At 31.5% G+C, this 19919-nt stretch carries 20 protein-coding genes, 1 tRNA gene and 2 pseudogenes; 7 read left to right on the top strand and 16 right to left on the bottom strand.

Annotated features, from left to right (window positions below; translation table 11 throughout):
• Positions 1–5 precede the first annotated feature (5 nt).
• Positions 6–896, top strand: a complete 891-nt coding sequence (locus tag EU92_RS05630; protein WP_032513673.1) for a homoserine O-succinyltransferase — start codon at positions 6–8, stop codon at positions 894–896.
• A gap of 6 nt (positions 897–902) precedes the next feature.
• Here the strand turns inward: EU92_RS05630 and EU92_RS05635 are convergent, their stop codons facing one another.
• Together EU92_RS05635 and EU92_RS05640 are read right to left on the bottom strand one after the other, a co-directional pair.
• A complete protein-coding gene (locus tag EU92_RS05635) occupies positions 903–2468 on the bottom strand; it encodes a SulP family inorganic anion transporter (RefSeq protein ID WP_032513675.1) in 1566 nt (521 codons plus the stop codon).
• A gap of 30 nt (positions 2469–2498) precedes the next feature.
• A complete protein-coding gene (locus EU92_RS05640; protein WP_241432560.1) occupies positions 2499–3761 on the bottom strand; it encodes an FAD-binding protein in 1263 nt (420 codons plus the stop codon).
• A 65-nt stretch (positions 3762–3826) separates the two neighbouring features.
• Here EU92_RS05640 and EU92_RS05645 point away from each other — a divergent pair, with 65 nt between their 5' ends.
• Positions 3827–4969 (top strand): sirohydrochlorin chelatase, encoded by a 1143-nt coding sequence (locus EU92_RS05645; RefSeq protein WP_032513677.1) that lies wholly within the window; start codon positions 3827–3829, stop codon positions 4967–4969.
• A gap of 350 nt (positions 4970–5319) precedes the next feature.
• Complete coding sequence (locus EU92_RS05650) at positions 5320–5577, top strand: DUF2811 domain-containing protein (RefSeq protein ID WP_032513710.1); 258 nt, start codon at positions 5320–5322, stop codon at positions 5575–5577.
• On the opposite strand, the gene EU92_RS05655 is transcribed toward EU92_RS05650, so the two are convergent.
• The gene (locus EU92_RS05655) at positions 5564–7204 is read right to left on the bottom strand and encodes a GMC oxidoreductase (RefSeq protein WP_032513678.1); all 1641 of its coding nucleotides are present in this window, start codon (positions 7202–7204) and stop codon (positions 5564–5566) included. The genes EU92_RS05650 and EU92_RS05655 overlap by 14 nt on opposite strands.
• A gap of 107 nt (positions 7205–7311) precedes the next feature.
• Here EU92_RS05655 and EU92_RS05660 point away from each other — a divergent pair, with 107 nt between their 5' ends.
• Positions 7312–7785, top strand: a complete 474-nt coding sequence (locus EU92_RS05660) for a pentapeptide repeat-containing protein (protein ID WP_032513679.1) — start codon at positions 7312–7314, stop codon at positions 7783–7785.
• Positions 7786–7787: 2 nt separating this feature from the next.
• Here EU92_RS05660 and EU92_RS05665 read toward each other — a convergent pair whose 3' ends face one another.
• From EU92_RS05665 to gloA, 3 genes and pseudogenes are all read right to left on the bottom strand, one after another.
• Positions 7788–8180 (bottom strand): hypothetical protein, encoded by a 393-nt coding sequence (locus EU92_RS05665; RefSeq protein ID WP_032513680.1) that lies wholly within the window; start codon positions 8178–8180, stop codon positions 7788–7790.
• Between the two features lie 2 nt (positions 8181–8182).
• Positions 8183–8680: a VHS domain-containing protein gene (locus EU92_RS05670; protein ID WP_032513681.1), complete on the bottom strand. Its 498-nt coding sequence runs from the start codon at positions 8678–8680 to the stop codon at positions 8183–8185.
• A 267-nt stretch (positions 8681–8947) separates the two neighbouring features.
• Positions 8948–9340: pseudogene (gene gloA / locus EU92_RS0108910) on the bottom strand (lactoylglutathione lyase).
• A gap of 112 nt (positions 9341–9452) precedes the next feature.
• Here gloA and EU92_RS05675 point away from each other — a divergent pair.
• On the top strand, positions 9453–9935 hold the full coding sequence (locus EU92_RS05675; RefSeq protein ID WP_241432559.1) for a Tic20 family protein: 483 nt from the start codon (positions 9453–9455) through the stop codon (positions 9933–9935).
• Between the two features lie 27 nt (positions 9936–9962).
• Here EU92_RS05675 and EU92_RS05680 read toward each other — a convergent pair whose 3' ends face one another.
• The 9 genes and pseudogenes from EU92_RS05680 to EU92_RS05700 form a co-directional block, all read right to left on the bottom strand.
• Positions 9963–10292: a hypothetical protein gene (locus EU92_RS05680; protein WP_032513682.1), complete on the bottom strand. Its 330-nt coding sequence runs from the start codon at positions 10290–10292 to the stop codon at positions 9963–9965.
• A gap of 7 nt (positions 10293–10299) precedes the next feature.
• Entirely contained in the window at positions 10300–10884 is a 585-nt protein-coding gene (locus EU92_RS05685; protein WP_032513683.1) for a hypothetical protein, read from the bottom strand.
• A gap of 53 nt (positions 10885–10937) precedes the next feature.
• Positions 10938–11138: pseudogene (locus EU92_RS10180) on the bottom strand (hypothetical protein).
• A 230-nt stretch (positions 11139–11368) separates the two neighbouring features.
• Positions 11369–11764: a GtrA family protein gene (locus EU92_RS10370; protein ID WP_032513686.1), complete on the bottom strand. Its 396-nt coding sequence runs from the start codon at positions 11762–11764 to the stop codon at positions 11369–11371.
• Positions 11765–12104: 340 nt separating this feature from the next.
• Complete coding sequence (locus tag EU92_RS0108895; RefSeq protein ID WP_032523541.1) at positions 12105–12398, bottom strand: hypothetical protein; 294 nt, start codon at positions 12396–12398, stop codon at positions 12105–12107.
• A 25-nt stretch (positions 12399–12423) separates the two neighbouring features.
• Positions 12424–13134, bottom strand: coding sequence for a M48 family metallopeptidase (locus EU92_RS05690; RefSeq protein ID WP_032523540.1), 711 nt, complete (start codon positions 13132–13134; stop codon positions 12424–12426).
• The gene (locus EU92_RS05695; protein ID WP_032523539.1) at positions 13131–16100 is read right to left on the bottom strand and encodes a type I restriction endonuclease subunit R; all 2970 of its coding nucleotides are present in this window, start codon (positions 16098–16100) and stop codon (positions 13131–13133) included. The genes EU92_RS05690 and EU92_RS05695 overlap by 4 nt, the downstream gene beginning before the upstream one ends.
• A 1-nt stretch (position 16101) precedes the next feature.
• Entirely contained in the window at positions 16102–17283 is a 1182-nt protein-coding gene (locus EU92_RS09395; RefSeq protein ID WP_052056057.1) for a restriction endonuclease subunit S, read from the bottom strand.
• Positions 17276–19018, bottom strand: coding sequence for a type I restriction-modification system subunit M (locus EU92_RS05700; RefSeq protein ID WP_206537408.1), 1743 nt, complete (start codon positions 19016–19018; stop codon positions 17276–17278). The genes EU92_RS09395 and EU92_RS05700 overlap by 8 nt, the downstream gene beginning before the upstream one ends.
• Before the next feature lie 110 nt (positions 19019–19128).
• Between EU92_RS05700 and EU92_RS05705 the strand changes: the two genes are divergently transcribed.
• Both EU92_RS05705 and EU92_RS05710 read left to right on the top strand, forming a co-directional pair.
• Positions 19129–19323 (top strand): hypothetical protein, encoded by a 195-nt coding sequence (locus tag EU92_RS05705; protein WP_032523538.1) that lies wholly within the window; start codon positions 19129–19131, stop codon positions 19321–19323.
• Between the two features lie 15 nt (positions 19324–19338).
• Positions 19339–19623, top strand: coding sequence for a hypothetical protein (locus EU92_RS05710; protein ID WP_032523537.1), 285 nt, complete (start codon positions 19339–19341; stop codon positions 19621–19623).
• Positions 19624–19828: 205 nt separating this feature from the next.
• On the opposite strand, the gene EU92_RS05715 is transcribed toward EU92_RS05710, so the two are convergent.
• Positions 19829–19915 (bottom strand) — tRNA-Ser (locus EU92_RS05715).
• Positions 19916–19919: the final 4 nt, after the last annotated feature.

Here is a 19919-nt window from a genome sequence, read left to right as displayed (position 1 = left end):
ATTTATTGGCTTTAATAATTCCTGGTAACTATCACAAGATTAGTGATGTTGAGAAAAATCATATATCTTGGATCGAACCAGAATTGGCAAAAAGACAGGATATACGTCCTCTTCGGATTGGTATTTTGAATATCATGCCTCTTGGCAAACAGTATGAATTTAACTTACTCCATCCACTTGGTTTATCTCCTCTTCAAATTGAGCCAGTTTGGATAAAGCTTAAAACTCACTCTTATAAAACATGGGATCTTAATCATCTAAATAATCTTTACATAACCTGGGAAGAAGCAAATAATCCAGAACCGTTAGATGGAATCATTATTACTGGAGCACCTATTGAGCACCTAGCCTTTGAGGATGTTAAATATTGGGATGAATTTGTGAAAATTGTAAAAGAAGCCAGAAATTCTTGTGCGAGTACTCTCGGGTTGTGTTGGGCTGGCTTTGCGCTGGCTTATTTGGCAGGGGTTGATAAGAAAGTTTTTGATAGGAAATTATTTGGGGTATTCCCTTTAAAAAGTCTTGTTCCTGGACATCCTTTGATGGGTACACAAGATGATGAATTTATTTGTCCTCAAAGTAGATTTGCAGGATTACCAGATTCGGAGATGGAGAAGGCCCAAAAAGAAGGGAAATTGAATTTGTTGGCTTATGGAGAAAACGTCGGATATACAATATTTGAATCTAAAGATCAAAAACAATTTATGCATCTAGGTCATCCTGAATATACGGTCCATAGAATTATTAGTGAAATCGAAAGAGACAAAGAAAAGGGAGATGTTCCTCCTCCTGAAAATTTTGATCTAAATAGTTCAAAAACCGCTTGGAGATCTCATAGGAATTTGCTTTTTCAGCAATGGCTTTGGTTTTGTTATCAACAAGTTAGTCTTAATTAACTTGTTTTAATGAGCGCTTTCTATCCCACCTAGTCTTTCAAATAAGTTAAGACTTTCTTTATTTAATCCTACAATTTCCACTTTAGAACCGCCATTCTGGAATTTTCTAATAATTTGCTCAAGAGCAACAACACCACTTTGATCCCAAATATGAGCTAAAGACATATCAATTTCAATATTTTCTGGATGTTCATGAACATCAAATCCTTGTAAAAAATAAATTTTACTTACAAAAAATAATTGTCCCTTTACTTTGTATGTAGTCAAATTATTTTCTTTTGCTCTTGATACAGTTATAACTTTTGCGACTTTTCTGCTGAAAAGAATTGCAGCTAATGCAACTCCTGCAATAACTCCAAGTGCAAGATTATGAGGTTTTGTAAGCATAGTAACTGCAAAAGTCATAAGCATGACTGAAGTATCGCTTTTAGGTATCTTTCTAATATTTTTTAATCCATTTATATCTGCCGTACTTATTGCGATCGTTATCATGATTGCTACTAAAGCCGCCATTGGTATTGCTCCAATCCAAGACTTCAAGAGGATGATCATAATTAGGAGAGATATACCTGAGGAGAGGGTTGATAATCTAGATTTGCCGCCATTTTCAGTATTCATTACAGATTGCCCAACTAAGGCACATCCTGCCATCCCACCAAATAGAGATGCCACAATATTTGAGATTCCCTGTCCTCTTGCTTCTTTGTTTTTATTAGAACTTGTATCAGTTACATCGTCTAAAATGTCTTGAGTTAAAAAGGTTTCCATTAAACCCACAAGAGATATTGCAAGTGATGTCGGTAAAATTATCCCTAATGTTTCAAGACTAAAAGGCACTTTCCCATTTTCTATTGATCCAAAAGGTAGAGAAATACTTGGCAATCCATCAGGTAATTTACCTAAATCGCTAACTGTTGGGACATCTAGATTAAAGAATATGCTTATAAGAGTAATTACTACTATTGCGATAAGTTGAGATGGGACTACTTTTGTGAGTTTTGGAAGCCCATAGATAATTACTAATCCTAGGATTACAAGGATCCAAACTACTGGAATCTGAGAGTTAACTGGATATTGACTTAAAGTTTGGTCAACTAATCCTTTTGATTCTTTAATACCTATTCCTAACTGAGGTAGTTGTGCCTGAAATATTAAAAGTGCCAGTGCGTTTACAAATCCACTTAATACTCCTGTTGGGACGAATCGCATTTGGTAGGCAAGTCTTAAATATCCCCAAAGAATTTGGAAAATTCCAGTTAATATTCCAGCTGCAATAAGATATGGGACTCCTAATCCAGGAGCTTGTGATTCTCCATAAGCAACAAGTCCAGTCATCAAAAGAGCAGTTGAACCTGTGGCTGAAGTGATCATCCCCCTTCTTCCTCCAACAATCGCAATTGATATAGATAAGCAAAATGCACCAAAAAGGCCAACTTTAGGATCTACACCTGCTATACCTGAAAAAGCAATTGCTTCTGGGATCATGGCAAAAGCAACTACTAAGCCAGAGAGAATATTTGACTTTGGGTCATCTAACCAATTTTTAGATAAATATCTTGAGAAATTTGACATTGTAAGTTTCTTTATAATTAAGAAGTTACCTCATAAAGGAGGCAAAATACCTTGTGGGTCAAAAATATTCTTTAAAGTTTTTAATTCATTAATTCTATTTCCAAAAGCTAATGTAAGTTCTTCCTTATGAGAATTCAAATGATTATGTAATTGGGCTAAGTGAATATTTGGAAAAAAACTTTTTAGGCTACGCCACGATTTATAAATCCAGTCCAAAGCGACTTCTTTTTCTTGAAGATCATTTTTTTTCCATGATGCATAAATCCATGGTTTCCAAGTACTTTTTCTATGAACAAAAAAGCTTGAGCCATGATTCAACTTTTTAGTTTTGCAACCTAGTTGTTGAGAGGCAACATAGCAGGAATTATTAGGTTTATTCTCCATTATTTCATCCAAACATTTTATAAAATTTGGGATATCATTTTTTAAATCTTCTCCAAGAAGACTAATTACCTCAGAATGGTTATTTGCATTCAACTCATATAAATTCAATTGTTTTGGGAAGAAATTTATTTTGTTAAAATTCTCATAAATTTTTTTTTCTAGACCAGGAAATTTTTCTAGAAGCATTAAGTACTTTTCTATTCCTTGATTCTCTAAATTATTTTTGAGTTCAGCAAAAACATAAATATAAATTTTTTTGGCATAAATCCATTGAAGACTAATATTTTCTGGAAATTTCTCTGATAGTTTAATTATTTCTGAAAGTTCATTTATTTTTACAAATCCTTCAATAACAATAATTGGATTAGATTGGATAGTCTTAAGTTCTATTTCAGTAATTATTGAGAAGAAGGGTGCTGCGCCTTTAATTGCTTCCCAAATCAATTGTTTTTCTGGATTTAGTTGATTTTTTTTTAAAGAGATAAATGTGCCATTACCCAAGAAACCTTTTATTGACTCAATATTATCAATGGCTAATCCGTAGGCTCTACTAAGTGGGCTTACTCCACCAGTTAGTATATATCCTGCTCCAGGAAGTTTAGAAAGTCCGATTGGAAAACTTCTATTATATTTTTGTAAGTGATTTAATAGATCGCCCATTATTACTCCACCTCCAATTGTTACTAAATTGCTTTCTCTATCTAGGTGAATTTTGCTGTAATTTTTTCTTAGATCAAGAGTTGTAAAACCATTTTTTGCACAGCTAGAGGTTGTACCTCCACTACATACGCAAATGTGCTCGAATTTTTCCTTAGAATAATTATCTCCATTAAATAAGGAATCATCCACGTCATAAATTAATTTCTTTAACTTTGCGTCATTTGAGTTAATATTTGGAATTTTAAGCAAGTTATTATTTTTTTTCACTACATAATATTGTTCTTTACTATTATGTTATAAGTAATAACTTAATTTTGGATAATTTAGATTCGAAGTTAAATAATCAAGTCGCGATTCTTATCTGTGGACACGGGAGTAGAAATAAACTAGCCATTACTGAATTTCAAGAGTTAACTAAACTTATTCAAAAAAGATATCCAAACATTTTAGTTGAATATGGTTTCTTGGAATTTGCTAAACCCTCACTTGTTGATACTTTAGACAAGTTAAAAAATCATTCTATAAAAAAAGTAATTGCTATACCCGCAATGCTTTTCGCTGCTGGCCATGTGAAAAATGATATACCTAGCTTGCTTATGAATTATTCAAGTAAAACAGGTATTGAAATAATTTATGGAAGAGAATTAGGTATTAATAATTTAATGATTAGTGCAGCTTGTGAAAGAGTAAAAGATGTATTTAAACAAAATAAAACTCTCAAACCTGAAGAATCATTATTAGTTGTTGTTGGTAGAGGCTCTTCTGACCCAGATGCGAATTCCAATGTTTCAAAAATTACGAGAATGATTGTAGAGGGTATTGGTTTAGGTTGGGGGGAAACAGTTTTTTCTGGAGTAACTTTCCCTCTTGTTGAACCTGGCTTGAAAAATGCTGTGAGACTTGGTTATAAAAATATAATTATTTTCCCTTATTTCCTTTTCTCAGGTGTACTTGTCACAAGAATAAAAAGGCAAAGTGATTTAGTTGCGATTAATAATCCAAATATTTCATTTATACATGCAAAATATCTTTCGTCACAGTCTTATGTGGTCGACACTTTTGTAGAAAGGATTGAAGAAATTCTTAATAACGAGGGTAAGAATTTCATGAATTGCTCCACTTGTAAATATAGATCAAATTTATTTGGTTTTGAAAAAGAAGTTGGAATGGTGCAAGAAAGTCATCATGACCATGTAGAGGGTTTGGGTATCAGCTGTGATTTATGTGATCCTGAATGTAATGGCGCTTGTGAAATACAAAATCAAATCCCAACTCATAATCATGAAAAATCAAATTTACAAGAAGGTGGATACTTGGAACATGAACATGTGGAGGCTCATCAACATGAACACCACCACCATAGTATTTATCCAAATTCAAAACATCCTTTAGGACCTGTCACGCTTCGCTTGCTTGATGAAGATCAAATCTTAAGAAAATCCATTGAAAACAACTGAATCATCTGTCTCTTTCTCGACTAAGTCTTAATAGACTCAGTATATATAAGCATTCTTAATATAAAATCTTGAAAGTATTTTGAACTGGATTTTCCACAATTTACAGGTCGTTTTCCACGTCCAAATCCACACTGAATTAGAAATGCCAGTATTTTTCACAAAAAACAGGACTTCAACATTATTGTTGACTTTTTTTTTAACCCTTATCAATTTTCTTAATTAAAAAGGATATTTTTTAAAATTTAATTCATAACATGAGTCTCATATGATAATTTTAAAAGTTATCTGGTAATTTTTTTTTGACATTTAGAAAAAAAAATATAATTATAGGTTTTAGAAAAAATAAATTTATGGATCAAATCAGCCAAGCAAATTTATCCGACGTGAATAACAAGGAATGCTCTTCAAATAAAGTCTCTTTAGAAACAGAGCTTTCAGAAACTCTTTATAACACTATGAAAGATTTCGTATTAAGTAACCCAACTTGGGATCAATATAAGCTTATAAATTCAGCATTAGCTACTTTTCTAGTTCAAAACGGATGTACTGATAATTCTGTTTCAGAGATTTATTTAAACCAACTATTTACTCCTTCTAAATCTTTTTAATATTTAGGCAGGCTCTTCTACACAAGGCCATCATTGTAAGTGTGGGGCTTTGCCAAGATGAGGTTGGCCAGCACGCTCCATCTAGCACAAGTACATTCTTGCATCTCCATATTCTATTGAATTTATCAACTACGCTATTTTCTTCATTAGTTCCCATTGGCGCGCCTCCTACTTCATGTATGTAATATCCTGGGGGAGGGGGACTATCTGAGAGTGCGATCAAGTTTTTTGTAAGTAAACTTCCTAATGGGATATTAATTAGTTCATCAATATTTTTTATTTCTCCATTTGCAGCTTCTATTGATTTTCGTATTGTCTTTTTCATATGTTTTGCCATATTTAACTCATTTTCACTCCATTCGAATTCAATGTAGGGAATTGGGATACCCCATTCATCTGTTTTTCTTGAGAGAGAAACTGCGTTTTTCTCTCTAGGAAGGACTTCACCATGTGCGATAAGAAAGCCAATGGATGTGTTGATGTTTTTTTGCAAAAATTTAGGTATCCCTAATCTATCAATTGCTCCCCATATTCCATAACCTCTATTGAAATTTATGTTGTCAATCTTTGGCAAATTTGAACCAAATGGAATAAAGAAGCTGCCTGCTCCAGAAAGGTCGGGAGGATTCTCTAATGGTTTGCCTGAGTTCTTTGTTTTTGGGACTGAAAAAAATCTACAGATAGATATGTGATCCATAAGATATTTACCTAGTTTCCCAGAATTATCTTTAAAGCCTGAGGAATTTGATTTATATTCTGAGTTCAGTAGTATTCTGAGAGTTGAAATTGTTGATGAGCAAAGAAGAATTAAATCACAATTTAATTCTTCTTTGCATCCATTTTCTAAGTTTACGATCGTTAGTTTTGAAGCAAGCTCTGTTATCTTGTTAATCTCAAAAGACTCTACTAGGTGATTTGAGATTATTTGAACATTCCCAGTATCTAAAGCTTTTTTTAGAGTGCTTCCTAAACTTGAGGACTTTGGCCATTTTTTATCTTTCACTGATGAATTACGGTCAAACCCTCTTGATTGGATAAATGGATAGTTTAATTTTGATTTAACTTTTCTGCCAAAAATATTTTCGTTTTCTGTAAGAGGGAGTTCACTAATATATTTACCGTTTGGGACTTCCTTAATATTATCTTTTCGTCCATAAATTCCGCAGAAATTTTCAATGAAATCATAGTGAGGGGATAGTTCATTGTAAGAAATAGGCCAGTTTGGCCCGAACCCGTCTTTTTTGGCTGGATGAAAATCTTCTGAGGAAAGTCTTAATGTTATGCCTCCCCAAGTTAATGATCTCCCCCCATATTGTTTGCCTTGAGTCCAAATGAAGGGCTTTTTTTTTGGGAAGTCATAAGGATGTTTCAATTCATTTGAATATAAATCAGGATTATTTTTCCAATAACCAGGATGTTGGCATTGATTGGCATGCTTTTTTGTTAAAACTCCTGATAATCTTTTAAATGTACTTTTTGGCTCATGATTACTTGCTTCATGCCTTTTGATTTGAGGCCCTGCTTCTATTACTAAAACTTTTATCCCCTGTTCTGCCAATGTAAGTGCTGCTATTCCTCCTGTGGCTCCAGAACCAACAACGATTGCATCATAGGGTCTTATATTCAAAATCTATTTAGTGATTTGTCATTTCAGTAAATATAGCATTCAGTAAATAATTAATTTTTAGATTTCAGCTTAAGAAGTTAGAATTTATTGAATTACTACTCAATAAAATGAGATTTATAATTTTAACTTTTTTAATAACTATTTTAACCCTTCCTTTTAGAAGCTTCGCTGCATTGGATTATGGTAAACAATCCCTAGTAGGAGCTGATTTTTCTGGATCTGATTTAAAAGGAGCAACTTTCTATTTGACTGATTTACAAGACGCAAATTTATCAGGCTGTGAGCTCCAAAATGCGACTCTTTATGGAGCAAAATTGAAAGATACTAATTTAAGTAACTCCAATTTAAGAGAAGTAACTTTAGACTCAGCTGTTTTAGATGGAACAGATTTAACAAATACTAACTTGGAGAATTCTTTTGCTTATAGTACACAGTTCGATAATGTAAAAATCCAAGGTGCAGACTTCACAAATGTTTTTTTGCCAAAAGATATTGTTAGGAAATTTTGTGAAAGTGCCTCTGGCACTAATCCAATCACAAATAGAGATACCAGAGAAACTTTAGAGTGCGATTACATTTGAATTTATGCACATACAAGTTCTTTTTTAATTTTTCTTTGTTTATAAAGTGATCTTCCAATAGGCCAACCTAAAGTAGATAAGTGTCTCATTAAAGAACCTGAATATTTGAAATAAAGATTGTCTGAATATTTGATCCCAAGTTCTTTTAAAGTGATTATTAATAAAAATAGCTCTTTCTTGTTGCCTTTTTTCATATCCAATAATATTAATGAATGACTTGATAATTTTTTTTCTAGAGCTTTATTATTTTCAGCAAAACCAAATTTAAGTGAATTAAATTCATCAGAAAAAAGAGTATAAATTATTCCATCTTTGAATTTATCTGTGGAAGTATCTACATTAATCCTTGATGATATTAATGTTTTGTATCCTTTTATGATTTTTCTGCTACTCATAATTATTTGATTTCATACTGAGCGATTTCGTATTTCTCCAATAGATTGTTTACTTCTGCTAGTGCAATCCTCTTTTGACAAGCCAAGTCATATCTATTTACTGCTACTGAGGGTATTGAACCTTTGCTTTTCATTTCCCTTATACCAGTTTCTAAACACTGAAAAGCAACACTCGATAGATCTCTACCTTCTGCTGCAGCCCAAACTTTTAATAGATAAGTAAGATTTGATGGTACTGAGATCTGTACTTTGTTTGAATTTGAAGTATTTAATGCAATATCATCGAGACTAATTTCTTTAGAGGAAATAGTTTCCTTAACTTTTTTCTTTAAAATTTTTACTTGGCTTATAGCGTCTTCTTTATTTTTGATTTTCTGTTCTATTTCAAATAACTCCTCTTCAGAATTAATTAAAGCTTCTAATGCCCATTTAGCATCATCTTTCGCAATGGCGGTTTTATCAAGCCATTCATCTCTTATTTTTGACCAATTACTAGGCATAAGCTTTATGCGATATCTACAGCTTAAATCAATCTATATAGATTGTCTATATAATCTAAATAGATTTAACATAGATTGTATTTTGTTTGAATTTAATTTTTAATAATTCCTTATATTAGAAATAATCTTTTACAACAATTGAAACTTCAGAATCTATCCAGAATGAACTTAGAGATGTTTTTTCGTTAATTGAAAACGATATAATAGATAATTTAATCTTTTTTAAATTTTACTTATTTGTTTATTTAATTAAAGACTTCTGAGCTTTTAATCTCTTTTAATAAGTTCAATTTTATAACCATCTGGATCCTCAACAAAAGCCAAGACAGTATTACTGTTTTTCATTGTTTTGGGTTTGGTTGTTATTTTACAACCATTATTTTCTCATCCTTGGCAAATTAGATGAATATCTTTTACTCCAATAGCTATATGACAATAATATTCATCTCCAAGCTCATAGTCTTCAGACTTTTTGTCCCAGTTATAAGTTAATTCAATTACTCTATTTTCTTTTTCTGAGCCATAACCAACAAATGCCAAAGTGAATTTCCCATGAGGGTAATCCTTTTTTCTTAATAAATTCATTCCTAATCTATTGACGTAGAAATCAATGGATTTATCTAAATCTCCAACCCTCAACATTGTATGTAGGATAAGCATTTTGAATTATGAACCTTAATCAATTATCTAATATTTAATAACTATCTGCCAAAGTTGATTTTTTCGAGGCTAAGTTTTTTATTAAGTTCAGAAAAATTAGGTTAAAATATAAATGCGAAATTTCAATAATATATTGAATCAAATATTTCTAAGAGCTACTTCAGTTTGTTTATACACTTACATGCTTAAGTCTTCAATTTCCTTTGGAGATTATTTGTTTGAAAAATATTACTTTCTAAAAGTAATAATATTTTATTTAACACTACCAATAAATTTAATAGAAGGAACCCTTAAATATGGAGGTCTGGGAGGTTTTAGCGGTCTAGTGATATTTTTTGCTCTTTTTGCAGGAGTTGTTAGAAATCCAAAGGTCCCTTATTTTGTAAGGTTCAACGCTTGCCAAGCATTGCTACTTAATATTTCTCTTATAATAATCACTTATTTCTTCTCAATATTTTCCTTACCTATTCCCGCATTAATATCATTTATATTTATTGCATATTTTTCTATATTTATTTTTTCAGTCTTTCAATGTATTTATGGAGTTGAACCTGAAATACCTTTTATTAGTAAATCTGTAAGAATGCAAATTTAAAAAGATTTATAGATTTACTCAGTTTCCTCAGCACTCATTCAGAATAGATTCCCATCTTTGTTGACTTGCTTTTATCGCTTGCATTGGGGGGTTAAACCCCTCTATTTCAAAGGCTTTAATTAATGATTTATTAGCTAGTAAACCCAGCCTTGCCGCTTCTCTTTGCCTAGAGCATACTTTTTTTCTTGAACCATTTTTTAGAGAATTTTCAATTTCTTTAAGAATCTGGCTAGCTTCATTAGATTTAGAATAAAAATCATTCATATAAACATCAAGTGCGCTATCAGCAAAAGTTTGAATTGGATAAGCTATTGTAATTAAGTAAATTATAAAACTTGTAAATATAAATGTTTTCATAAGAATCTTAAGTAATTTTTTCTTCCGATCTCTTTAGTACTAAATAAAAGGTAAGGACGCTTATCGTTCCAGATGGGCCTATTAAAATATGCCAAAATTGATCACCACTGGTTGAGAGATTTCTTCCAAAGAATGTTGTAAAAAAAATACCAAATATAGGGTAAAAGATAAAAAGCCAATCTTTAAAAACTCTTTGCCAATTTATTATTAGGAAGATACTTATTATTACTTGAAAAAGAAGAGCAACAGATTTATCAAACAAAAAATATGAGATGATTGAACAAAATGTAATGCAAAGGTTTGTTGATTGAATAAATTTGTTTTTAATAACTGATATTGATAAGCATGTTAAACCTAAAGATAGGAAAGAATAAAATAGCCAATTAAATGCAGAAGAGTGATCTACGTAAATCCAAGATGTTTGGACATGATCTAACATTTCAGAAATTGACGCTATTCCTAAAAAAATAAAACCGAAAGGTATCAATCTTTTCTTACTTATATGTTTGAATTTATTAAATGATTTAATTCCTAGTATTATTGGTATGACCGCTGCTTGAAAATGGGCTAATAATAAAATTGAAAAAAACAAAATAAATTCTCAAACTAAATTGATCTTAAATTGCATGTAAAAAAAGTTTCAAGTTATTTGAGGAAAGAAATATACCATTGCCCAATAATTATAATTAATACTGTAAGAACGAAAGGGAAAGCAGGATATCTTGTCTGGAAATTAGCAGGAGACCAAGGAGACCAAGATATTAATCTACCTTTAGGTTCATTGGAGAAAACCTTTTTTTTTGATTTTTGTGAAAATTAGCTATTTGTCGCGAATCCTTTACTCATATTCAAAAATAAAACTAAATTTAACAAGAACTGAATAAAAAGGTGTTATGTAATATGCTGTTGACTTTAACTTGCTATATTATTAGAAAGTAAGGGCCCCAAGAGTTCATATAAAATTAATAGAACTGAACTGATTTGAATAAGTAATTCAGCAGAAAAGTAATATTTTCCTGAACTAATCCTAAACACTCTTTTAAAAATTTTAATTTAAATTTTGAAAAATAATTTTTCTAAACAGATTTAATGAATATATATTTTTTTTGAAAAAAATAAGAAATAAATACAAGAAAAGGAATAGTAAATATTGCAGCTAAATTTTTGTGGATTCCATTTTCATACATAAACCTAATTGATAAATAATTTAGAATCCAATTAAATGTTGCTAATAAAATATACTTGCGAAGTTCTTTATAAGTCAGATTGCTCATCCTGAATACTTTTTTACCATATAAGTAAAAACCTATTATTAAATTAGTTATTTGACTAACTATAGTGGCTACAAATATTGGTATTACTAAGAGTAATAAATGAAGAACTGAATTCGTTATTAAAAAATTTGTAATACCATAAAATAAAAATAATCTTTTTCTACCTTTTGATAAGAATTTTAAGTATTGAAAAACCATTTCAAAAATCCTCGAATAACTTAATTAGTGATAAAGACAAGTAAAAATTTGAATATAAAATAATACGCCTTTCTAATTTAACTTAAAATAGAATTCAGTAAAAAAATTATTTTTTTAAATACATTATTGAGATATCCAAAACACATTTAAAAAAAATGTAATTAAATTTGAACCGAGATGGATATCATGTTCTGTAAAAATCTTCTTCAGTAAAAAGCCTCTTATTTGGCTGTTTATGTTCAATTTAAATATTAATGAACACATCTGATTCGTTTTATGGACGGAGGGGTATGATTTTCATTCAGCCCGAATGATGATCTATGACTGTCTATGGCGATATTTATTGAACTGGAAAAACTAAATCCCCCAGTAAATCCCCAAGTAAATAATTACCCCTATCTGAATGTTTATGGAGGACTATGAAAAGGCTAAGTTTCTTAAATCTTGCAGATATGGCTTTATCTCTACGATTAAAATAATTTTGCCTGACTATGGTGGAATATGACACCTTATGCAGGTTCTCTAAATACGGAGGGGGTGTTATGACATTTAAGTCCATAAGGGACAACATAGTACTGATAGCAACAACTTTCTCACGAAAAGATAAATCTTCACCCAACATTTCACCCAACACTTTTTAAGCAAAAATTTGTTGTTTTTTATCTAATTAAGAGGTTCCCATTTTCTTTTAACCATTTCTTGTGGTCTTTATAAGAAGGATCATACTTTTCAACTTCATGCCAAAACTTCGGAGAATGGTTGGGTTGGACCATATGACAAAGTTCATGAATAACAACATAATCAACGATTGAATGTGGTGCTTTTATGAGATGCCAATTAAAAGTCAATCTTCCTTTCTTATCGCAAGAACCCCATCTAGATTTATAGTTTTTGACTTTTATTTCTCTTGGAGAAACCCTAATAATTTCTGAATACTTAATGACTTTATCTTCCAATCTTTTGGATGCTTCTTGGATATACCATTTTTCGATATATGTTTTAATTCTAAATTTTCTTAAATCTCCTATTTCTGATGCTCTTACATTTGTAGAAAGATAATCACCATCTAATTTAGTTCCAACTCTTCCTCCTTCTACAACTTTTAACTTTAAATTCTTACCAAAAAGAGAAAAAGATTCGCCACTGACAAACTCTCTTTCTTTACTCACTGGTCTGCTTTGTATTTGAACGACTTTATTTCTGATCCATCTTTTTTTAGTTTCTAAGATTTCAACTATTTTTCTATCTCTTACTCTAGTTGGGACTCTTATTTGAAGTTCATCTCCAATAATATATAGTGCTGAAGTTTTTCTTTTGGATCGAAAAACCGCAACTTTTAATCCAAATAACTCTTTTGGAATTGCACTCATTTGAATTTCACCCTTGCAAGTTCCATAAATCTCTCAATAACTATTTTTCTAAGATCAGGATCATCAAATTCATCCTCAATCATTGCTCTTTTTATATTTCTCTGCATAGTTTTAATTTCATCTTGCTTTAAGAAGAAACCAACAATCTTTGAAGATTCTTCAAATTGATTTACTAGTTTTTTAACTAGAGATAGTATTCTTTCGTGAACTTCATCAGAGAAAGTTTCTTCTCCAAAAGATTTAACTACTTCAGCATTCAAAATATTGTAAAAAGCAAATTCAGTTTCATTTAACCCAAGATCATTTGCTTTCTCTCCCTTTTCTTTTTCTATACCATCTCTAAAAATTAAAAGTTGGTGAACTAATTCATCCCACTTATCCTCGTAATTTTCAATTATTTCATTTAAACGTAAAGATAGAGATTGATAATATTCTGGATCTTCTTCAATTTTTAGTTTGATATGTGCCTTTATTGCATGTTCGATTTCTGATGCCTTAACTTCATCACCTTCTATTTCTCCAAGAGTTTTAATAAAGGATTCATCAAATAATTTTGTAGGGGGAACACGAGGATCGATTCCTGATGCGAAAACATGATCGTTAATTAATTTTTTTACTTTCTCACCAGCACCTAGAATATTTAATTCCTCATCGCGGTATCTGTTCCTTGCCCCGATGGCAATTTTCCCAAGTAATTTTAAATCTTTAATGAAAGGAGATGCTGCCTTATCTGGAAGAACAACTTCCATTTGTTTTGAGAAACTTCTAAAGTCAATTTCAAACTTTTGACGCTTTAATTCATCTTTCAAAAGTGAGATGCATTTTTCTAAATCTGAAATATCAACATCTTTAAAATGATTTATCACTCTTGTATGTGTTGCTTCTAGTTTCGGAATCTCATCAGTTAAATTCCTCAATGCACCTTTAACATCAGTTGCAGAGAAAACTTCCAATGCTTCTTTTAAATAATCTGTTAATCCATAGTAATCAACTATATAACCAATGAATTTCTTTGCTTTTGTTCGATTAACTCTGGCAATTGCTTGGAGTAGAGAGTGATCAGTTAATTTTCGATCTAGGTACATTACCTGACAAATAGGAGCATCAAATCCCGTAAGTAACATGTCTTTTACGATCAAGATTGATAAAGAACTTTCACTTAATGGTTTCTTGAAATTTTCAATTATTTTTTGATGCTCAGTTTTGTTAGTCCATTGCATCATCTCAGGTGGATCATTATGATCACCAGAAATAATTACAGCAGAATCTGGTGCATCCGGAATCTCATCTAATTTCTTTTTATAGGTAACTGCTGCTTCTCTACTAGAAGTCACAATCATTACTTTAAATCCGTTAGGCATTATCTTTTCTCGATAGTGTTCTACAAGATCTAGAGCAACCCATTCGATTCTTTTGGGTGCTTCTAATACTGCTCGTTGAGTTCCATATTTTTTCTTTATTGCATTCTTTTCTTCTGGAGTTTTATCTTTAAAATATCTTTCAAATAGTGCATCTAAAGAATCCCCAGTAACTTTGGTAATTGCCTCTCTACCTTCATAAAGTATTTGCAAAGTTGCTCCATCAGCGACTGCTTGTTCAATAGTGTATTGATCAATATATGCTCCAAACTCATTAACTGTTTTCTGATCAGCAATTAAAGGTGTTCCAGTAAATGCAATCTTCGGTGCATTAGGCAATGCAGTATTAATAGCAGCACCTAAAGTTCCATATTGAGTCCTATGTGCCTCATCAGTTAAAACAATTATTCGATCTGAATCATTTAAACAAGAGAAATCTAAATCATCCTCTTCTAGTTTCTGAATAGTTGATGTAACTAAATCTGATGAATCTTTGCAAAGTAATTCTTTTAATTCAGAAACTGATTTTGCATTTAAAACAGTTTCTCCTTGTGCTCCTCTAAATGTATTTGTGAGTTGCTTATCAAGTTGTGTTCTATCGGTAAGAAACACTAATTTATAATCACTTAATAAGGGATCTCTTCTTATTTTTTGAGTAAGAAAAACCATCGTTAATGACTTACCTGAACCTTGCGTATGCCAAATAACTCCTCCTTTTTGTTTACGATTACCAGTTGTTTTTAATCTTGAAATTGTCTTTTGAACTGCTCTAAATTGTTGATATCGTGTAATCTTTTTAATTGTTCTACCATCTTCTACTTCAAAGATCGTGAAGTTCTGAATAATATCTAAAAACTGTTTAGGTTTTAATAATCCTTCAATAAGAATTTGTTGTGAATTTGGATTCTCTCCTAGTTCACTTTTTTCTGTAGGGAATGGATCTTTCCACTCTAAGTAATATTCATAGGGCGATGAAATTGTTCCAACTCTTGCCTCATCTCTATGAGTTGAAATCATTACTTGGTTGTAATGAAATAGTTTCTGACATCCTTCATTATTCTCTGAATTTCTCAAATTTGCATAACGCAATAATTGATTAATTCCTGCCTCCATTGGATCAGTAATATATGGAGATTTACATTCAATAACGCCTAAAGGTAAACCGTTTACAAAAAGAATAATGTCAGGAATAATATTTTGGATAGGTCCTTTAACCTTGAACTGATTAATACAAAGGAATTCATTATTTTCAATTTTGTCAAAGTCGATCAATTTAACTGTTTGTCCTCTTCGTCCCTTTCCAAGATCTTGTTCAACTGAAAAATATTGAGTTAATCGTTCCCAAAACCATTGATTTGCCTCAATCAAAGTTGAGGATGGAATCAAAGTAATTTCACGAATAATCTTCCTAAGATTTTCTTCGCTGATCCAAGGATTGATGCGTTTAATTGCTTGCTCAAGGTTTGGAATTAGAACTACTTCTTTTAAAGATGAACGAATATCTGAAGTGTCAGGAGCGAATTCTCTGCCATCCTTGTAAGACCATCCAATCCTTTGGAGTTGATTTATTGCTGGTTGTTCTACATAAATAAATTCAGGTTGAGACATATTAAACCTTTACCTTTTGCAGACCAGATAAAAGATCATTTAATAATCCCCTTTTAAGATTTTTTAGTTGAATTAAATTTTCTTTTCCCATACTTATTCTCTTATCTAAACTTGCAAGAATTTTTACTAGTTTCTTTTGTTCTTTAATGGGTGGAATAGGAAGATTAATCTTTAAGAACTCACTTGATCGAATGTGAACTTGTGTACTTCCAACCATTATCTTTCGCATTAATCTTCTATACCAATCTGTATTAGATATCTGTACAAAAAATTGATTATCTAAATCTTCATTTAATAAAAATCCATAAACACCTTGAGCAAGAATAAATTTTCCTTTTTCTTCTAAAACTCCTACTAAACCTATAGAAGGACCAGAAGGGACGAGATCCCTTAGAGTTGAAATAACATATCGATAGTCAATTATATGATTAGAATTTTCTTCAGCAAACTTATAACTACAGTACAAAAGTTCATCACCAAGATTTATTTTACCGCCAAGTTGGACTGCCTTTTTAGGAATAATTTGAAATCCGCTATTATTAAAATCACTAGGTTTTAGTGACGCTCCACCAACATAATTAACTACAAAATCAGATAAGGGAAATTTTTTATATTTAAGATCGATAGAAGAAATAAATGAATTCAAAAGTGCTCTTTTTAAAATCATTAGTTTCTCAATTTGAACTTTCTTACTTTCAATTAATTTATCAATTTCAGAAAGTATTTCGGCAATCTTCTTCTGTTCTTTCAATGAAGGTATTCTTACTTCTAAATCTGAGAAGGTTGAAAATGGTACTGATTTTCGACGATTGACACTCCCTTGTCCAATAAGTGCATATTTATTCAAAAGCAAATCACAAGAAAGAAGATGATTTAGGTAAAAAATATCAACAGATTTATCTACTTCAAAAACAGTATACATAGGACTTATTAATGCTTCATCCTCTCGAAGTAGACCTATTGCTCCTTCATCTAAATGAATAGTCGAGTATGCAAATTCTCCTTTTTTCACAATTTTATATGTACTTAAATCTCTACTGAATACCTGCTTTTTGAAATAATCAAGAGATCTCACAAATCCATCATATTTGGTTACTGAATAAACATCGGCAGAAGATCTGTTATCAATATTCTTTCTGGTTAACGAATTTGCAAAAGATTTGATTTTTTTAAATTCATTCATATCCCAAATCCTTCAAGAATTCATGCATTAATGATTCAGATTCCTTAACCTCAGAATCAATTTGAGAGAGAGAAACTCCATATTTATCCCACCATTTCTCAAACTGTTCAATAACTGAATCAGATACCTCTCCAAGAATATGTCTAATTTGAGATTTATCTTTTATCTCATCTTTGAAAATCATATATTTATCATCTTTATTTTCTAAAATTAAACCCACATCAAATCCGTTTAAAACCTCCTGTATATATTCATCATGAATTTCTTTAATTGGAATTCCTCCATTTAATATCCCTTTTACATCAAACTTTTCAGGAGGAGGAGACGTATCTGCATATCTTCTGATATTAAGGTTATGATCATTTTCTCTAATTTCTTCAATTGAGATAACTCTTGAGAAGCGTTTAATTTCTTCATAAGAATCAAAACAACTCACAATCTTTTCTATGTCTAAATCCCTTAAGATATTCTGATTTTTACCTTCCTGATATTCAAGTTCAGCATTTATAAAGAGAACTTTACCTTTCTTTTCATCATCTTTCTGCTTATTAATAATCAAAAGTGCTGCAGGTATTCCAGTTCCATAAAAAAGTGATGAAGGAAGACCAATTACTGCTTCTAAAAGGTCATTTTCCAGTATTCCTTTTCTAATTTCTCCTTCTGATGCACCTCTAAAAAGAACACCATGAGGAACAACAACTCCCATTACCCCCTCATTATTTAAAGAGGCAATCATATGCTGAACAAATGCTAAATCACCAGCATCTGTAGGAGGTAACCCAAAGCGATATCTTCCATACCCATCATCCTCAGCGAGGTCCCTACCCCATTTCTTCAAAGAAAATGGAGGATTAGCAATAACTCTATCAAATCTCATCAATTCACCATTTTCTACATGTTGAGGATCACCAAGAGTGTCTCCTTTCCTAATATCTGCTCCTCTTACTCCATGCAAAAACATATTCAATTTGCATATTGCCCAAGTACTCAAATTCCTCTCTTGACCAGAAAGCATCAGATTAGATGGATTCTCTCCATTTCTTGTTAAATAATTTCTTGTTTGGACAAGCATTCCACCAGAACCACAAGTTGGGTCATAAACTTTCATTCCCGCTTTAGGTTTAATAAGTTCAACCAATAATTTGACTACTTCACTTGGTGTATAAAATTCTCCCCCTTTCTTTCCGGCAGAGTCAGCAAACATCTTGATCAGATATTCATATGCAGCACCAAGTAAATCAGGTCTATCAAAATCAAAAGTTCTTAATCTATATTTCGAGTAATGAGACAGAAGATCTCTTAGTTTCCCATCATCAAGTTTATCTTTGATATTAAAATCAATTGATACTAATACGCCTTCAAGTGTTGGATTCTGTTCTTCAATTGCTTCAGTTGCCTTATTAAGTTCTGACCCAACGTCATGTTTGAGATCTTTTAGATTTTTCCATCTTGCAATTTCAGGTACAAAGAATGTTTTGTCGTATTCATCTTGTTCTGAAGCAAATTGTTCTGCTTGCTGCTGAGTTTTACCAGTATCTAGGTAATGTTGAATTACATTTTCTCTCTCCTCATCAAAAGCATCAGATAAATGCTTAAGAAATAACATTCCAAAAATATAATCTTTAAATTCAGAAGCATCTAAACTACCTCTCAAGATATCTGCACTCTCCCAAAGAAATGACTCAAGTTGAGAAAGAGTAAGTTTTTCATTTATTTGAAGGGAAGAAACGCTCACTTAAAACTCATTTTTTATTATTTTATCCTTCTTTTTTTAGATGTCTTTTCTAATGCTTACAATTAAAGTTAAAGTTGTTATTTTTCTTGGTGAAGGGCAAAAATTAAATCATGATTACTAATAAGAGATACCAAAGGTTATTAATGCTTGCGACTACAGGCAAACCTTTAAATAAAGACGCTACAGATGAAGAAAAGAAATTCTACGAAGAATGCAAGCATGACTATAAAGTAATGCTTGAAACCGCTAAAAAACATGGAATAAAGAATCCAATAATGGAAATTCCCTTTGAAGAAGATTTCTAAAAAAAAGAACCTCCAATGATTGACGATACTTGGTACTTTCGAGGAAAGTTAATGGAGAATTGCTATCCCTTATTTGATGGAGAATATAGATGGCATAAAATTCAAAACTGTCCTAAATGCAAAGCAAAGAAATCAATAAAACCTTGTATTTGGGGTATGCCAAGTGCAGAAGATGGAACCTCTGGAGAATACGCAATTATGGGTTGCTCTTTAGAAATACCTTCAGCAAAATGGGCATGCTTGAAATGTGACTATAGGATTTATTACCCACCTGATTGTTTGGAAAGAGAACCAGATTGACTATGCAATAGAGATTATTTAAAGTTTATCCTCAAATTTATTTCTCTAATCAATCTCATTCACCCAACACTTTAGTTATTCACCCAACATTTCACCCAACACTAATTTGATTATTGAATACATTCGTATATTCAATAAAATATAGATATCCCCTTTTTAAAGGACTTTATGGGTATATATGTGACTCTCTGGGTCCAATTTCTGACGGAGGGGGTGGGATTCGAACCCACGGTACCCTTGCAGATACGCTAGTTTTCAAGACTAGAGCCTTAAACCACTCGACCACCCCTCCAGGT

It is taken from the genome of Prochlorococcus marinus str. MIT 9107 (assembly GCF_000759855.1).
Lineage (GTDB): Bacteria > Cyanobacteriota > Cyanobacteriia > PCC-6307 > Cyanobiaceae > Prochlorococcus_A > Prochlorococcus_A marinus_N.
The sequence above is the reverse complement of the archived record's forward strand: the minus strand, read 5'-3'. Positions and strand labels throughout refer to the sequence as shown.

What these genes read in the sequence shown, in the direction of transcription:
- EU92_RS05635 (WP_032513675.1), bottom strand. Translation starts at nt 2,468, where the DNA reads ATGTCAAATTTCTCAAGATATTTATCTAAAAATTGGTTAGATGACCCA.
- EU92_RS05650 (WP_032513710.1), top strand. Translation starts at nt 5,320, where the DNA reads ATGGATCAAATCAGCCAAGCAAATTTATCCGACGTGAATAACAAGGAA.
- EU92_RS05660 (WP_032513679.1), top strand. Translation starts at nt 7,312, where the DNA reads ATGAGATTTATAATTTTAACTTTTTTAATAACTATTTTAACCCTTCCT.
- EU92_RS05665 (WP_032513680.1), bottom strand. Translation starts at nt 8,180, where the DNA reads ATGAGTAGCAGAAAAATCATAAAAGGATACAAAACATTAATATCATCA.
- EU92_RS05670 (WP_032513681.1), bottom strand. Translation starts at nt 8,680, where the DNA reads ATGCCTAGTAATTGGTCAAAAATAAGAGATGAATGGCTTGATAAAACC.
- EU92_RS05675 (WP_241432559.1), top strand. Translation starts at nt 9,453, where the DNA reads ATGCGAAATTTCAATAATATATTGAATCAAATATTTCTAAGAGCTACT.
- EU92_RS05680 (WP_032513682.1), bottom strand. Translation starts at nt 10,292, where the DNA reads ATGAAAACATTTATATTTACAAGTTTTATAATTTACTTAATTACAATA.
- EU92_RS10370 (WP_032513686.1), bottom strand. Translation starts at nt 11,764, where the DNA reads ATGGTTTTTCAATACTTAAAATTCTTATCAAAAGGTAGAAAAAGATTA.
- EU92_RS05690 (WP_032523540.1), bottom strand. Translation starts at nt 13,134, where the DNA reads ATGAGTGCAATTCCAAAAGAGTTATTTGGATTAAAAGTTGCGGTTTTT.
- EU92_RS05695 (WP_032523539.1), bottom strand. Translation starts at nt 16,100, where the DNA reads ATGTCTCAACCTGAATTTATTTATGTAGAACAACCAGCAATAAATCAA.
- EU92_RS09395 (WP_052056057.1), bottom strand. Translation starts at nt 17,283, where the DNA reads ATGAATGAATTTAAAAAAATCAAATCTTTTGCAAATTCGTTAACCAGA.
- EU92_RS05705 (WP_032523538.1), top strand. Translation starts at nt 19,129, where the DNA reads ATGATTACTAATAAGAGATACCAAAGGTTATTAATGCTTGCGACTACA.
- EU92_RS05710 (WP_032523537.1), top strand. Translation starts at nt 19,339, where the DNA reads ATGATTGACGATACTTGGTACTTTCGAGGAAAGTTAATGGAGAATTGC.